Here is a 14,107-nt window from a genome sequence, read left to right as displayed (position 1 = left end):
GGTTGGTAGAAACAAAAAAGGCGCTCAATGCGCCTCTTTTCAAATGAGTTAGCAATACACCTTAACCCAGCGCGGCTTTAATCAGACCAGATACTTTTGCCATATCTGCTTTACCAGCGACCAATGGTTTCACCGCCCCCACCACCTTACCCATATCTTTGGCACCAGCTGCGCCGGTATCAGCAATCACTTTTGCAATAATGGCATTAATTTCTTCTTCGCTCATTTGCGCTGGCAGATATCCTTGCAGCACCGTCACTTCAAACTTTTCCTGATCTGCCAAGTCCTGACGGTTAGCACTTTCAAAAGCAGCAATTGAATCACGACGCTGCTTAAGCATCTTCTCAATAGCAGTAATTACTGCTGCATCGTCCAGCTCGATACGCTCATCTACCTCACGCTGCTTGATCGCTGCCTGCAACAGGCGGATCACGCCCAGCTTGGCCATATCCTTGGCACGCAGGGCAGTTTTCATATCTTCGGAGATTTGTGCTTTCAAGCTCATATGAGATTCCAGTAAATGGGGTGGCGATAAATACCGACTATAGAAATAGCTAAAGGTTGTGGCACGCCACAACCTTTGCAATATATCGGCCAGTCCGTAATTGGCTAGCCACAAAACACTCTAAAAATTAGTAGAGTTTTGTTGGCAACTGTTGGTTGCGCAGTCGGCGGTATTGACGCTTAACCGCAGCCGCCGCTTTACGCTTACGCTCCCAGGTTGGCTTCTCGTAGAACTCGCGAGCACGCAAGTCGTTCAACAAACCGGTTTTCTCAATCAAACGCTTGAAACGGCGCATTGCAACGTCAAACGGTTCGTTCTCTTTCACACGAATAGCGGTCATGTAAATCCCTATCCTTCAAATATTGGTTAGACAATGGTGCTTGCGGATTGATGCAGCACTGAAAACCGCGTATTCTATCGCGCTTATTTGGATTTATCAATCCTTTCTGCAAAAAATCATATGCGAGACTTCTCTTAAATGTTGGTATTGGGCATTGAATCTTCTTGTGACGAAACCGGCGTGGCGTTATACGATACCCATAGGGGTTTACTGGCGCATGCCCTGCATTCACAAATTGATATGCATGCTGCGTATGGTGGGGTGGTGCCGGAACTGGCTTCACGCGACCATATCCGCCGCGCGTTGCCACTAACCCGGCAAGTACTGACGCAAGCTGACAAAAACCTGCAGGACATTGAAGGTATTGCCTATACACAGGGCCCTGGCTTGGCTGGCGCTTTACTGGTAGGCACCAGCATCGCCCAATCTCTAGCTTTTGCGCTCAATGTACCGTCGGTTGGAGTACATCATTTAGAAGGCCACCTACTCGCACCACTACTGGAAGAGCACCCACCTGCTTTCCCGTTTGTCGCGCTACTGGTATCCGGCGGCCACAGCCAGCTGATGCGCGTCGATGGTATCGGGCAGTATGAATTACTCGGCGACACCCTGGACGACGCTGCCGGTGAAGCGTTTGATAAAACTGCCAAACTTCTGGGATTAGGTTATCCAGGGGGACCGGCCTTATCCAGGTTGGCGGAACTAGGTAAACCTCGTTTCCAGCTACCTCGCCCGATGCTGAACAGCCCGGACCTGAATTTCAGTTTCAGCGGCCTCAAAACCGCCGTTCTCACGCTGGTGAACAACCAGTCATCACTGGACGAAGAGACAATACAGGATATCGCCTGGGAATTTCAGGAGTCCGTGACCGAGATTCTGACCCTCAAGTGCATGAAAGCGCTCAAGCAGACAAAACTCAAACGCCTGGTAGTTTCCGGCGGTGTAGGCGCCAACAGGCGCCTGCGCGAGCGTTTAAACGAAGCGGCGGCAAAACGTGGCGTGAGTGTGAACTACCCAAGACTGGAATTCTGCACCGACAATGGCGCCATGATCGCATTTGCCGGTGCCATGCGCCTGCATGCCATGCAGCCAACTCTGCAGAATTACAGCTTCAGTGTGCGCCCGCGCTGGGATTTGGCCGAACTGAAAGCGCCGGTTTAATTACTTTTTGCCAAAACGCGTTTCAGTTCCTGCCAGGATTTTTTCAATATTTGACTGGTGGCGAATAATCAAAAGCGCCGCCATCACCACAACCACGGCCACATATACCGGGTAAGGTGACAGAAACTGCCAGGCGATGACGGGTGACAGCGCCGCAGCTACGAGAGCAGACAATGAAGAAATACGGCTGATTAAAAACACAACCAGCCAAACGGCGACGACACTTAATGCCAGCCAGCCGGAAAACGCAATCATCACGCCCAGCGCCGTTGCCACGCCCTTACCACCCTTGAAGCGGTGATAAATCGGGAACAGGTGGCCTAAAAATACTGCCAGGCCGACCAAAGCCACCACATCCATCAACATGCCCGCTTGCAAAGCCAGCCAGACCGGCAACCAGCCTTTAAACGCATCACCCAGCAAAGTCAGAATTGCCGCCGATTTCTTGCCGCTACGCGCCACATTGGTCGCACCGATATTACCGCTGCCTACCGTGCGCGGGTCTGGTAACCGGTAGAGTTTGCTCACGATAATACCAAAAGCAATCGAACCAATTAAATAGCCTGCCACTATCCAGATCAATGCCTCAATATCAAACCCGATTTCGCTCATATGATTCACTTTCTACTGATGCATCACAGCTATCTCAGCCGCGATACGATGTTGTATGATGCCGAATCATACTGGATTCCGGCTTGCGCGGAAATAATAACAAGGATGCTCCATGGACACTATTTTTCTCGAACAAGTCAAAGTACAAACCAAACTCGGCGTGCCCGAATGGGAGCGCGCGGTGCCGCAAACGGTGATACTGGATATCGAAATTGGCTATGACTTCAGTAAAGCCTGCCACAGCGATGCTATTGAAGATACCATTGATTATGGCCAAGTGGCTGTCCGCATCCGCGAGACATTGGCAGAACACAGTTTTAAACTGGTTGAAGCGCTGGGTGAACATGTATGCCAGCTTATTTTGCAGGAATTCAAGGCTCAGAATGTGAAATTGAAAGTGAGCAAACCGGGGATATTGCCAGGATTGAAGGCTTTGGGGATAACGATTTATCGAACAGCCTAAAATGACAATATTGATTCACACTTAACCATTTCCTTTCGCCCTTGGGCGACCACTCTTTCTTATGCTTGTCCATAAGAAAGAAGGCAAAGAACAGGACACTCCAGCTTCCGCTTGTTTCCTGCGTTGCTCAGTTAGGACTTTCGTCCGTTGCTTTATCGGACTAAGCATAAGTGGTCGCGAAACTCGACTTGGCAACTCACACAATTCGTGCGTTGCTGCGGGACTCAGACAACCGCTCCCTTCACCTTATTTTGGCTGCGCTACTCGGCGCAGCAGATGGGGACCCCGAAAACCAATCTAGTGTAACCGCTTGTGGATTGAATAAAAAAATCTAGTTTTTGAACCGTCCAAACTTCTACGAGGTGAGTTTGGCGAGATAAGTCCCATTCCATCACGCTGAGTAGCGCGGGCAAAATAAGAGGAGGGGGAGCAACTGTCTGAGCAACGCAAGGCAGCTACAGGCCGTGATGGTGGGTGTCATACGCTTGGGTTGTTTTCTGAGGGGACAAGTACCAGAAAGTCACTCGCCGAGAGGCGAAAAACGACCTACTAATCCAGAGCAATCTATTGCTTAAATCTCATTCCGTCCAGATGGCGGCCTACGCCAGAATAACAATGCTGGGAAAATCATCCCCGGGGATGATGCACCTTATGCAACTGCTGCAACCTCTCCCTTGCCACATGCGTATAAATCTGTGTCGTTGAAATATCCGCATGCCCCAGCAACATCTGCACCACCCGCAAATCCGCGCCATGATTGAGCAAATGCGTAGCAAATGCATGCCGCAGCACATGCGGACTGATATGCTGGCTAATCCGCGCCTGTACAGCATAGCGCTGGATCAAATGCCAGAACGCATGCCGTGTCATGGCATCGCCACGGTTAGTGACGAAGACGGCGTCGCTGATACCGCCCTTTAATATCTCCGGCCTGGACTCAGCCAGATAACGGTCTATCCACTCCGCAGCCTCCTGTCCCATAGGCACTAACCTGGTTTTGCTGCCTTTGCCGGTCACGCGCACCACGCCATCCTGCGTGCTGACTTCATGAATTTGGATATTCACCAGCTCTGACACGCGCAGACCGCTGGCATATAGCAACTCCAGCATCGCCCGATCCCGTTGCCCCAGCGGTGTATTCACATCCGGCGCATGCAGCAGGTCTTCCACTTGTGATTCGCTCAAAGTTTTGGGTAACGACTTCGGCATCTTGGGCGCTTCGATATGCAGTGTCGGATCTTGTTTGATCAGGTTTGCCAGTAAGGCATAGCGGTAAAAACGGCGCAACGTCGCAATCAGGCGATTAAGGCTTCGCACCTTGACCAGAGGGAAGCGATACGCGAGATATTCCTGTACATGCTGCGATTGCACATCCCACAGTGCCAGCGTGTGCCTGCCACACCACTCAGCAAACCCTTTCAGGTCATTGCGATAACTGGATAAGGTATTGGCTGACAGTCCATCTTCCAGCCATAACTGGTCGATAAACACATCAATTTCGGGAAAGGGCGCTATCGTTTCTGAAGAAACTTTTTTCTGCTGCATTTATATTATTTATTTGCCACGCTGCTCGTGCGCCAGTAACCAGCGTTTGATTTCCAGGCCGCCCTGGATACCTTGCATAAATCCACCCAGGCCATTACTGGCCACCACGCGGTGACAGGGGTTAAATAATGGTAGCGGATTAGCGCCACAGGCATTGGCGACGGCACGCGGCCCGGAGTGTATGGCAGCGGCTAATTGGCCATAGGTGCGCGTTTCACCCACCGGGATTTCGCGCATGGCTTCCCACACCCGCTGCTGGAACGGTGTACCGCAGTAAGGAGTAATCGCTTGCCACGACCTATGCGGATTTTCCAGATAGGCAGCCACCTGGTCGGCCACCGCCCGGGCACGCGGGTTAGGTTGGGCTTTCAGTGGCAACGCATGTAACAGAAACTGGAGCTCCTCCCCTGAGTCATAACAGCGCACCCCAACAAAACCAAAAGGCGCGGAAACCAGTGCATCAAGTTCATCATAGAGACTTTTCATCTCTACATTTAACTGTAAACTCGCCTGTAACGCAACCGGCAATAAAAAGGCCCTTCAACAGAAGGGCCTTTTTGTACAACGCTTAAATTAGCTGTTGTCTGCAGCGATGTCTTTCTCGCGCGCCACCAGTTTCTCTTTAATACGTGCAGATTTACCTGAACGCTCACGCAAGTAATACAGTTTAGCGCGACGTACGTCACCACGGCGTTTCACTTCGATAGAAGCGATTTGCGGGGAGTAAGTCTGGAATGTACGCTCAACGCCTTCACCGGAGGAGATCTTACGCACGATAAATGAGGAGTTCAGACCTTTGTTACGCTTGGCGATCACTACGCCTTCGTAAGCCTGTACACGTTTACGGTTACCTTCAACCACGTTTACACCAACCACAACTGTGTCGCCAGGTGCAAAGCTAGGAATGGTTTTGTTCAAGCGAGCAATTTCTTCTTGCTCTAGCATTTTGATAATGTCTGCCATGTCAGTTCCTTTTAATTGTAAAGTGACTCGTTCCTACTCGACGCCTTTTTATTCAGCATCCTTGAGTAGCCTAGCCTCTTCCTTCGTCAACGGCCTTTCAGCCAATAAATCCGGGCGTTTCGCCCTTGTTAGCATCAGCGATTGCTGTAACCGCCATTGTCTAATCTTTTCATGATGCCCGGACAGTAATACGTCGGGCACCTTCAATCCTGCAAATTCTTCTGGTCGCGTATAGTGCGGATAATCGAGCAGGCCGTTCACAAATGAATCTTCCTGTGCCGAATCGGCATCGCCTAGTGCACCTGGTAACTGGCGGATAATCGCATCCAGTAATACCATGGCCGGCAACTCGCCACCACTCAATACATAATCGCCGATGGAGATTTCTTCATCCACCAGGGTATCCAGCACTCGCTGGTCTACACCTTCATAACGGCTGGTCAATAACACCAGCCCTGGTAATTCTTTCAGCTGCAACACTTTTTCGTGTGTCAGCGGTTTGCCACGCGGCGATAAATGTATCACTCGTGGCGTAATTCCTTGCGCCTGTATCCTCGCTTTTGCATCACGAATCGCAGCACTCAGCGGTTCTGCCAGCATCACCATACCAGGACCACCACCATAGGGCCGATCATCGACCGTGTGATGCACATCCTGCGTATATTGCCGCGGGTTGGTCAGGGTTAACTGATACAAGCCCCGCTGCCTGGCGCGGCTGGTAATGCCATATTCCGTCAGCGCCGCAAACATCTCAGGAAACAAACTGATCACTTCAATCTGCATCATGAGACTTTAGTTTGCATTAAAAAAGGCCTCTTTAAAAATCGGCATCCCAATCCACCAGCACAGTACCGGCCTGAATATTTACATCAGGGACGGCTTCACTGGTAAACGGAATCAAACGCTCGCGATACTCTTCGCGCAGTTTGCCATCCTTACCTTTAACCTGCGTTGGCTGCTCTTCACGCACCACCAGCACATCATTGGCACCGGTTTCAAACACTTGCGTGATCTTGCCGAAGGCTTGTCCTTGCATATTGGCCACACTTAAACCAATCAGATCAGACCAGTAATACTCGCCTTCTTCCGTTTCCGGCAGGGCATCCCGCGGCACAGCAATATGCTGGCCTTTGAGGCTGAATGCAGCATCGCGATCGGCCACGCCATGCAGCTTGATCAGCAATACATCATTATGGATTTTGGCCTGTTCAACCGTGATTTCACGCCAATTTGGCGCTTTACCTATCCACCAGGTCTCATAATCCAGCAGGCCATCCAGGTATTCCGTGTCCGGGATAACTTTTACCCAGCCATAAACGCCATATGGGGCGACGATGCGCCCCATCACAACCATTTGTTCAAACGCCATCTGAATTCAGGCGTTAAAACAATTACTCAGCAGCTGGTGTTTCAGCTGTAGCGGCAGCTTCGGCCTCAGCTTTAGCTTTCTCGGCAGCTTCCGCAGCGGCTGCATCAGCTTCTGCTTTCAGTTTGGCAGCAGCATCCGCTTCTTTTTTCGCTTTGGCAGCGTCAGCTTTAGCGGCTTCTTTTGCTTTAACAGCAGCCATGCCATCCACGCCTTTAGCATGGAATTTAACCAGGCGTGCCACGGTATCGGACAATTGTGCGCCGTTACCGATCCAGTATTGTGCACGCTCTTCATTGATACGCAGGCCTTCTGCACCAGCACGGGCAGATGGGTTATAGAAGCCGATGCGCTCAACGAAACGACCGTCACGACGGTTGCGGGAATCTGCCACAACTACGCTGTAAAACGGGTTCTTTTTAGAGCCACCGCGTGATAAACGAATAACGACCATAATCTTGTTCTCTTAAAAATGAATTTCTTTGCAGAAAGGCGCGGATTATACTTGATAATTACAAAGGGTGGCAAGTGTTTTTCACGGGCCGGAATGCGTGTTTTTGTACGGCGTCGGATCGGTGACACCCGCTTGCTCGAACCCGGCTTTACGGAATCGGCAGGAATCACACACGCCACATGCAACACCGTTATCATCCGCCTGATAGCAGGAAACGGTTAATCCGTAATCCAACCCCAGCGCATGTCCGGTACGAATAATATCTGCCTTGGTCATATCAATCAGTGGCGCATGCACGGTGATGGTTTGACCCTCTACAGCCGCCTTGGTTGCCAGGTTAGCCATCCGTTGAAATGCATCCACATATTCGCCACGGCAATCGGGATAGCCGGAATAATCCAGCGCATTCACACCGATAAAAATATCGCGTGCCTGTAACACTTCAGCCCATGCCAGCGACAATGAAAGCATAATGGTATTACGTGCCGGTACATAAGTGACTGGTATACCCTGCGTCTCTTGCTCAGGCACGGCGATATTGCTATCAGTGAGCGCCGAACCGCCAAACAGTGACAAATCCAGTTGCACCGTTTTATGCCCAGCGGCACCCAGTGCTTTCGCCACACGCTGCGCGGCCAGCAACTCGACATTATGTCGCTGGTGGTAATCCAGGCTGAGGCAATAGCATTCATACCCTTTGGATTGCGCGATGGCCAGTACAGTACTGGAATCCAGCCCGCCAGACAACAAAATAACCGCTTTGGGTTGATGAGGCACTGCCAATTTATACTCCCTGCTTCTCGCCCCACAGGATTTTATGCAGTTGCAACTGCATTCTTACCTGTAGATGATCTTCCAATATCCAGCTCGCCAAGGTTTCACCCGAGACTTCATGAAAGCTGGGAGAAAATAAATGATCGCAGTTCATTGGAAACGCGCGCTCGGCCATCATCTGTTTCGCCCAGTCATAATCTTCACGGCTACATACCACCCATTTCACCTCATCGCCTGCTTTTAGCAGGGGCAGGTTTTCCCAGCGGTTTTTCTCTACTTCGCCCGAGCCTGGTGTTTTCACATCCATAATCACTTTGACACGGGCGTCGACTGGTGTGAGGTCCATGGCACCACTGGTTTCCAGCGAGACCTGATAGCCCTGTTCACATAAGCGGGTCAGCAATTCACTGCACCCTTTCTGCGCCAATGGCTCACCGCCGGTCACGCACACATAGCGTGTGCCGTAAGTGGCAATCTGCTGCATGATCTCGTCCAGCGTCATATTGCCACCACCTTTGAACGCATATTCGGTATCGCAATATACGCAACGCAACGGGCAACCCGTCAGGCGGATAAAAATGGTCGGCAAACCGACGCGCGAACTTTCGCCCTGCAACGAATAAAAGATTTCGAAAATTCTGAGTGTGGTCATGAGGATATGAAAATAAAACGGGCAGATATTGCTATCTGCCCGCTATTATCGCCTAAATGATACAAATCCAGTAAGGCAAATCTGCTATTTAATGCTTTCCAGGACCTTCAGGCGCTTTTGCGCACTCGGCGTAACTTCTGCCGCAGGATACGCTGCAATTAAATCTTTCAGCGTTTTCTTGGCAGCAGGAACCTGCCCCAGCTGAATCTGGCTGTTCGCCAGGTTCAGCATGGCATTGGGCGCCAAAGGATGTGAAGCATATTTGTCCAGAAACTTCTGCTGGGTTGCCACAGCCGATTTGTAGCTCTTCAGTGCAAACTGGCTATAACCCATCCCATACAACGCGTCAGGAGCCCATTTGCTGCCAGAGTAAGTTTTCAGAAAGGCATCATAAGCATTAAATGCCTCTTTGTATTTACCCGCCTGGCTCAACGCTTCAGCTTCAGAAAAAGCACGACTTTCCTGTTGCGAGGCGTCTCCGGAATTAGCATCTCCACCATTCGTCGCTTGCGCGCCGGCAGGCAGCGATCCTGCTTGCCCCGAAGTCACTTGCTGCGCCAGCGTTTCCAGCCCGCGCACACGCGTGTCCAGGTCAGTATACTGCGCATTCTGCTTGGTCTGCATATCTTCCAGCTGGTGATTGACCACTTCCAGATCACCTTTCAGCTGCGCCACATCCTGCCGGATCTGTTCCAGCTGATTCTGCATATCCAGCAACCCTTTGCCATTCATCAGCGCTTCCAGACTTTGTACCCGCTTATCCAGGGATTGCTGGGTACGCGTCAAGTCGCCGATGGCTTTTTGTTGGGCATCATGATCTGCTGTTTGCTTGCCTTCCAGCTCCAGAATGCGTTTTCTGGCCTCACTGTCATCAAACAAGGCAGCGTGGCTGACTGCCGAAACAGCCAGCCCCATTGCCATCACTGCAATCGCGATTGATGTTCGCAAATTACTGGCCTGCATAGACAACATCTACACGGCGATCATGCTGGAAGCAATCATCATCGGCGCAATTCTGTTTGGCGCGTTCTTCACCGTAGCTCACAGTTTCGATCTGGCTGTCGCTGACACCCAGTACGTTCAATGCATTTTTCACTGCGACGGAACGACGTTGGCCCAATGCCAGGTTGTACTCGTGAGTACCGCGCTCGTCGGTGTTACCTTGCAGTACCACTTTGGCTTGAGGGTGTGAAGTCAGGTATTTGGCATGGTTGGCAACCAGGCCTTTGTATTCTTCACGGATGGCATCACTATCGTAATCAAAGAAGATTTGGCGCTTTGCCAGCTCGCCCGCATCCAACTGGTCTTTGCTGGTATCCACATCGACTGTTTTGATGTCGATCTTGTCTGTATTGGCAGCATTGTCATTGGCGTTCCCCTGGTTGGTTGCCACCGGACGGGTAACGCTGGAATCCTCCACTTTGGCCGGATTCATTGGGGTGCTTTTACAAGCAGATAAGACCAATGCAAGCGCGGCTATTGTCCACAGATTGTTTTTCATGTTTTCTCCTTAAAAATTTAGTTACAAAATCAACGCCGACCACTAACTGACTACTTGGGTACCGCCGAAGCCGGTCCCCATGCAGGTTCACGAATATCACCACCGGCCTCTGACAGGCGCTGCCTCACCAGACCATCAACGGTAACCGTTGCCAGGGTGCCTCGCCCGCCTACACGTGTTGCGTACATAATCGTACGTGCATTCGGTGCAAAGCTGGGTGATTCGTCTTGCGAGCCATTACTGAGCAGCTTGACTTCGCCAGAACCTAAATCCTGCACGGCGACTTTAAATGCGCCACTATCATTGCGGATATAGGTCAAATATTTTCCATCCGGAGAAAAACGCGGGCTCACGTTATAGGCGCCCTCAAAAGTGACGCGGGAGGCGGAGCCGCCGGTGGCCGGCACTTTGTAAATCTGCGGGCGGCCACCCCGGTCAGAACTGAAATAAATGAACTGGCCATCGGGTGAAAATGCCGGCTCAGTATCAATCGAACTGCTCTTGGTGACCTGCTGCAAATTGGAGCCATCGGCAGAGATGGTATAAATCTGCGAGTTCGCGCCATAGGTCAGCACCACCGCCAGTTTACTGCCATCTGGCGCCCAAGCTGGCGCGCTGTTATTACCTTTGAAATTAGCCACCGCTTTACGCTCACCGGTATAAAGCGACTGTACAAATACGATCGGTTTCTTTTTCTCAAACGACACATACGCCATTCTGTTGCCATCGGGTGACCAGGCTGGCGAAATAATCGGCTCATTGGAAGATACCAATGTTTGTGCGTTAAAGCCATCGTAATCTGCAATTTGCAAGGTAAACCGTTTACCGACCTTGGTGACATAGGCAATACGTGTGGCAAATGCGCCCGGCTGACCCGTAAACTTTTCATAAATCTGGTCGGCAATCAAATGCGCCGCATGCCGGTATTGACTGGCAGAGACGGTATAAGTCTGCTGTAACAACGGTGTTTGACGCAATACATCCATCACCTGCACCGACACCTTGAGAGTCCCATTAGGGGCCTGCTGTACTTCCCCCAGGCTCAATCCCTGTGCCTTAAGCGCGGTCCAGTCTGTATATTTGATCTGTGACGCAGTGGTCGGCAAGGCAGGCATGCCACCGGTATTGATAATGCGGAACAGGCCGCTACTTCTGAGGTCGTTGCTGATAATCTCGTGCAGGCGGTTTTTACCCTGCACATTCGCAGCTTCAGTCATCGGCAAAATCGCGACCGGAATTTGTACGGCACCACCGCCACTGATTTCAACTTCGAGCGCTGCGTGGGCAGGTATGGCAAACACCAGGGCCAGTACGCCATTACAGAAGGTATTCAATAATGTCCAACGCGTATTTGCCAGGCCATTTTTCATAGTTTGCATGGTCACAATATTATTCACTTTTCTAATTGCCTGCTATTTCGAAAGATTATAACGAAAAGCCCGGCCAGCGTCATTGCCGCTAGCCGCGCGGTTTAAACTTCAAACGCATCTGATCCAGCATTTTTTTACGTGTCGCAGGATCGTCCGGCAAATCAAACGGTTTGGCCGCCAGAATCGCCCGCATCACCGCATCATCGCAGATCGCGTCTCCAGACCCTTTAACCATTTTCGGCATGCCAGATAAATCACCCGTACTCGTCATCTGCATCTCGACCGATAGCTCCGGATTCGAAGTCGGGCACAGGCCAGGATTTACATTGCTCCTGATTTTCCGGCTCATCAATCCAATATAGTAATTCAGGATAGAAGGATCTACTGGTCCGGTCGCCGCTGCCTGCGCATCCATATCCTGCTGGCGCATGGCGTCCTGGATTTTCTTCAGCTTCTCCTCTTCCTCTTGTTTACGCAGCGCTTCCTGGATTTTCTTCAGCTTTTCTTCCTGCTTTTTCTTTTCCTCTTCCTTTTTCTTTTCTTCCTCTAGTTTGCGCTTTTGCTCATCTTCACGCTTTTTGAGTGCAATTTCGGCTTCTTGTTCCGCTTTATCGACTTGCGGCTCGGGCGGCGTCACTTTTTCTGGCGGTTTCGGCTCAGGTTCTGGTGCCGGCTTTGGCTCAGGCGGAGGCGTCGGCTCCGGTTTGGGTGGCTCGGGTGCCGGTTTCGGAGGTGTTTTGCTGGGTAAACTATCCCACAAGGTGGCCTGCATCACCGACGGACTCACATGTACCGCCTTCCAGTCGATCATAAACACCATGGCCAGAAACAGCAGGACATGCATCAACACAGACAGTATCGCTGCGCGTCTGCGGAACACCTGATCCTGCGGAGAATGAACAACTTTCATCTAACTATGTAACCCGGTACTTACTTTTCGTTCTGGAACAACAGGCCAACCTGATTGACCTGTGCCTGCTTCAATAAATCCATCACCGAAGCGACTTCACCATAGGGGGTGGCTTTATCCGCCGAGACCACTACGGGTTTCTCTGCCTCAGACAGTTTCTGGCGGATCAAAGCCAGCATATCATCCCGCTCCATTTTCTTGCCATCCATGAGCACGGTGCCTTCTTTCTGCACGGTGACCACAATCGGGTCGCCACTTTGTTTCAAGGCCTGCCCGACTTTGGGCAGCTCCACCATACCAGGATTGGTCATCGGTGCCGTCACCATGAAAATGACCAACAACACCAGCGTCACATCAATATAAGGCACGACGTTGATCTGGTTCATCATGCGCCGTTTACGTGTTCTGCTCATAAGCGCTCCGATCAGGCTCTACGTTGCAAAATATTGGTGAATTCTTCGATAAAGCTTTCATAGCGTACGGACAAGCGGTCCACGCCAGCGGCAAAGCGGTTATAGGCGATCACGGCCGGAATTGCGGCGAACAGGCCAATTGCCGTCGCAACCAGAGCTTCCGCAATGCCTGGTGCCACCTGACTCAAAGTTGCCTGCGCGACATTCGACAAACCACGAAACGCGTTCATAATGCCCCACACGGTACCGAACAGGCCGATATAAGGACTCACAGAACCGACCGACGCCAGGAAGGGCAAATGCGAATCCAGGTAATCCAGTTCGCGGTTATAGGCGGCACGCATGGCACGTCGCGTGGCCTCCATCACATCGCTCACTTCAGTGTCTTTTTGCTGCTTGTAGCGGATAAATTCTTTCAAGCCGGCCTGGAAAATACTGGCCATGCCCTGGGGTGTTTTACGGCCAGCCGTAATGCGCTCATACAGCTCGTTTAAATCGCCACCGGACCAGAATTGCGCTTCAAACTGGTCGACATTTTCATTGGCCGCCTTCAATGAAAATACTTTAATGAAGATATACCACCAGGAGACCAGCGAGGTCAGCAGCAGAATCAGCATGACCACCTGCACAGGCAAACTGGCTCCGCTCACCAGGGTAAAAATCGACATATCGTTGGTTACATTCATGAAGACTCCAGTGCTATTTTGATACGGGCCGGAATACCCGTCGGTTTAAATGAATCCGCATTGACACAGGCCACCTTGACCTGTGCTTCCAATAAAATCACGTTGTCACGCATAATCTGTTGCTGGCAGGTAAAACTGCCGCGCCCCATTTCAATCAATTGCGAAACGACGTTTAAATCGTCATCCAGCCTGGCTGGTTTTTTAAATTGTATTTGCATGCTATGCACAACAAATAACACGTGCTCATCATGTCGCAACGCGGCCTGGGCAAAACCCAGGCCGCGCAACCATTCTGTCCGCGCCCGTTCCATAAAGTTCAGATACTGGCTGTGGTAAACCACGCCACCGGCGTCGGTATTTTCATAATATACACGTACAGGCAATGCAAACAT

The 14,107-nt window shown here is 51.1% G+C and carries 20 protein-coding genes; 2 read left to right on the top strand and 18 right to left on the bottom strand.

Annotated features, from left to right (window positions below; translation table 11 throughout):
• Positions 1-61: 61 nt before the first annotated feature.
• Both BLP53_RS07465 and rpsU read right to left on the bottom strand, forming a co-directional pair.
• Positions 62-505 carry a GatB/YqeY domain-containing protein gene (locus BLP53_RS07465; protein ID WP_091471545.1) on the bottom strand — a complete coding sequence of 148 codons (444 nt, stop codon included), beginning with the start codon at positions 503-505 and terminating at the stop codon, positions 62-64.
• 127 nt (positions 506-632) lie between these two features.
• Entirely contained in the window at positions 633-845 is a 213-nt protein-coding gene (gene rpsU, locus BLP53_RS07460) for a 30S ribosomal protein S21 (RefSeq protein ID WP_018987466.1), read from the bottom strand.
• Between the two features lie 138 nt (positions 846-983).
• Between rpsU and tsaD the strand changes: the two genes are divergently transcribed.
• Complete coding sequence (gene tsaD, locus BLP53_RS07455) at positions 984-2,006, top strand: tRNA (adenosine(37)-N6)-threonylcarbamoyltransferase complex transferase subunit TsaD (protein ID WP_091471544.1); 1,023 nt, start codon at positions 984-986, stop codon at positions 2,004-2,006.
• Here tsaD and plsY read toward each other — a convergent pair whose 3' ends face one another.
• Positions 2,007-2,618 (bottom strand): glycerol-3-phosphate 1-O-acyltransferase PlsY, encoded by a 612-nt coding sequence (plsY, locus tag BLP53_RS07450; RefSeq protein ID WP_091471543.1) that lies wholly within the window; start codon positions 2,616-2,618, stop codon positions 2,007-2,009.
• Positions 2,619-2,730: 112 nt separating this feature from the next.
• Between plsY and folB the strand changes: the two genes are divergently transcribed.
• Entirely contained in the window at positions 2,731-3,081 is a 351-nt protein-coding gene (folB, locus tag BLP53_RS07445; protein WP_091471542.1) for a dihydroneopterin aldolase, read from the top strand.
• Between the two features lie 627 nt (positions 3,082-3,708).
• Here the strand turns inward: folB and xerD are convergent.
• The 15 genes from xerD to ybgC form a co-directional block, all read right to left on the bottom strand.
• Positions 3,709-4,626: a site-specific tyrosine recombinase XerD gene (gene xerD / locus BLP53_RS07435; protein ID WP_091471541.1), complete on the bottom strand. Its 918-nt coding sequence runs from the start codon at positions 4,624-4,626 to the stop codon at positions 3,709-3,711.
• A gap of 9 nt (positions 4,627-4,635) precedes the next feature.
• Positions 4,636-5,112, bottom strand: coding sequence for a methylated-DNA--[protein]-cysteine S-methyltransferase (locus BLP53_RS07430; RefSeq protein WP_091471540.1), 477 nt, complete (start codon positions 5,110-5,112; stop codon positions 4,636-4,638).
• 87 nt (positions 5,113-5,199) lie between these two features.
• Positions 5,200-5,589, bottom strand: a complete 390-nt coding sequence (gene rplS / locus BLP53_RS07425) for a 50S ribosomal protein L19 (protein WP_091471539.1) — start codon at positions 5,587-5,589, stop codon at positions 5,200-5,202.
• A gap of 48 nt (positions 5,590-5,637) precedes the next feature.
• Positions 5,638-6,372 carry a tRNA (guanosine(37)-N1)-methyltransferase TrmD gene (gene trmD / locus BLP53_RS07420; RefSeq protein WP_218119034.1) on the bottom strand — a complete coding sequence of 245 codons (735 nt, stop codon included), beginning with the start codon at positions 6,370-6,372 and terminating at the stop codon, positions 5,638-5,640.
• 34 nt (positions 6,373-6,406) lie between these two features.
• On the bottom strand, positions 6,407-6,958 hold the full coding sequence (rimM, locus tag BLP53_RS07415; protein WP_091471537.1) for a ribosome maturation factor RimM: 552 nt from the start codon (positions 6,956-6,958) through the stop codon (positions 6,407-6,409).
• A gap of 22 nt (positions 6,959-6,980) precedes the next feature.
• Positions 6,981-7,409, bottom strand: coding sequence for a 30S ribosomal protein S16 (rpsP, locus tag BLP53_RS07410; RefSeq protein WP_091471536.1), 429 nt, complete (start codon positions 7,407-7,409; stop codon positions 6,981-6,983).
• An 81-nt stretch (positions 7,410-7,490) separates the two neighbouring features.
• On the bottom strand, positions 7,491-8,192 hold the full coding sequence (gene queC / locus BLP53_RS07405; protein ID WP_091471535.1) for a 7-cyano-7-deazaguanine synthase QueC: 702 nt from the start codon (positions 8,190-8,192) through the stop codon (positions 7,491-7,493).
• A gap of 1 nt (position 8,193) precedes the next feature.
• A complete protein-coding gene (queE, locus tag BLP53_RS07400; protein ID WP_091471534.1) occupies positions 8,194-8,835 on the bottom strand; it encodes a 7-carboxy-7-deazaguanine synthase QueE in 642 nt (213 codons plus the stop codon).
• An 84-nt stretch (positions 8,836-8,919) separates the two neighbouring features.
• On the bottom strand, positions 8,920-9,783 hold the full coding sequence (locus tag BLP53_RS07395) for a YbgF trimerization domain-containing protein (RefSeq protein WP_342670208.1): 864 nt from the start codon (positions 9,781-9,783) through the stop codon (positions 8,920-8,922).
• A gap of 1 nt (position 9,784) precedes the next feature.
• Positions 9,785-10,336 carry a peptidoglycan-associated lipoprotein Pal gene (gene pal / locus BLP53_RS07390; protein WP_091471532.1) on the bottom strand — a complete coding sequence of 184 codons (552 nt, stop codon included), beginning with the start codon at positions 10,334-10,336 and terminating at the stop codon, positions 9,785-9,787.
• A gap of 50 nt (positions 10,337-10,386) precedes the next feature.
• Complete coding sequence (gene tolB / locus BLP53_RS07385) at positions 10,387-11,733, bottom strand: Tol-Pal system beta propeller repeat protein TolB (protein ID WP_091471531.1); 1,347 nt, start codon at positions 11,731-11,733, stop codon at positions 10,387-10,389.
• Between the two features lie 61 nt (positions 11,734-11,794).
• Positions 11,795-12,616 (bottom strand): cell envelope integrity protein TolA, encoded by an 822-nt coding sequence (tolA, locus tag BLP53_RS07380; protein WP_091471530.1) that lies wholly within the window; start codon positions 12,614-12,616, stop codon positions 11,795-11,797.
• A 20-nt stretch (positions 12,617-12,636) separates the two neighbouring features.
• Positions 12,637-13,029 (bottom strand): biopolymer transporter ExbD, encoded by a 393-nt coding sequence (locus BLP53_RS07375; RefSeq protein ID WP_091471529.1) that lies wholly within the window; start codon positions 13,027-13,029, stop codon positions 12,637-12,639.
• Positions 13,030-13,040: 11 nt separating this feature from the next.
• Positions 13,041-13,715 (bottom strand): protein TolQ, encoded by a 675-nt coding sequence (gene tolQ / locus BLP53_RS07370; protein WP_091471528.1) that lies wholly within the window; start codon positions 13,713-13,715, stop codon positions 13,041-13,043.
• A complete protein-coding gene (gene ybgC, locus BLP53_RS07365; protein ID WP_091471905.1) occupies positions 13,712-14,107 on the bottom strand; it encodes a tol-pal system-associated acyl-CoA thioesterase in 396 nt (131 codons plus the stop codon). Before ybgC ends, tolQ begins: the two co-directional genes overlap by 4 nt.

The sequence above is a fragment of the Methylophilus rhizosphaerae genome (assembly GCF_900100975.1).
Classification (GTDB): domain Bacteria; phylum Pseudomonadota; class Gammaproteobacteria; order Burkholderiales; family Methylophilaceae; genus Methylophilus; species Methylophilus rhizosphaerae.
Note: the sequence above shows the minus strand (reverse complement) of the source record. Positions and strands in the feature narration are given on the sequence as shown.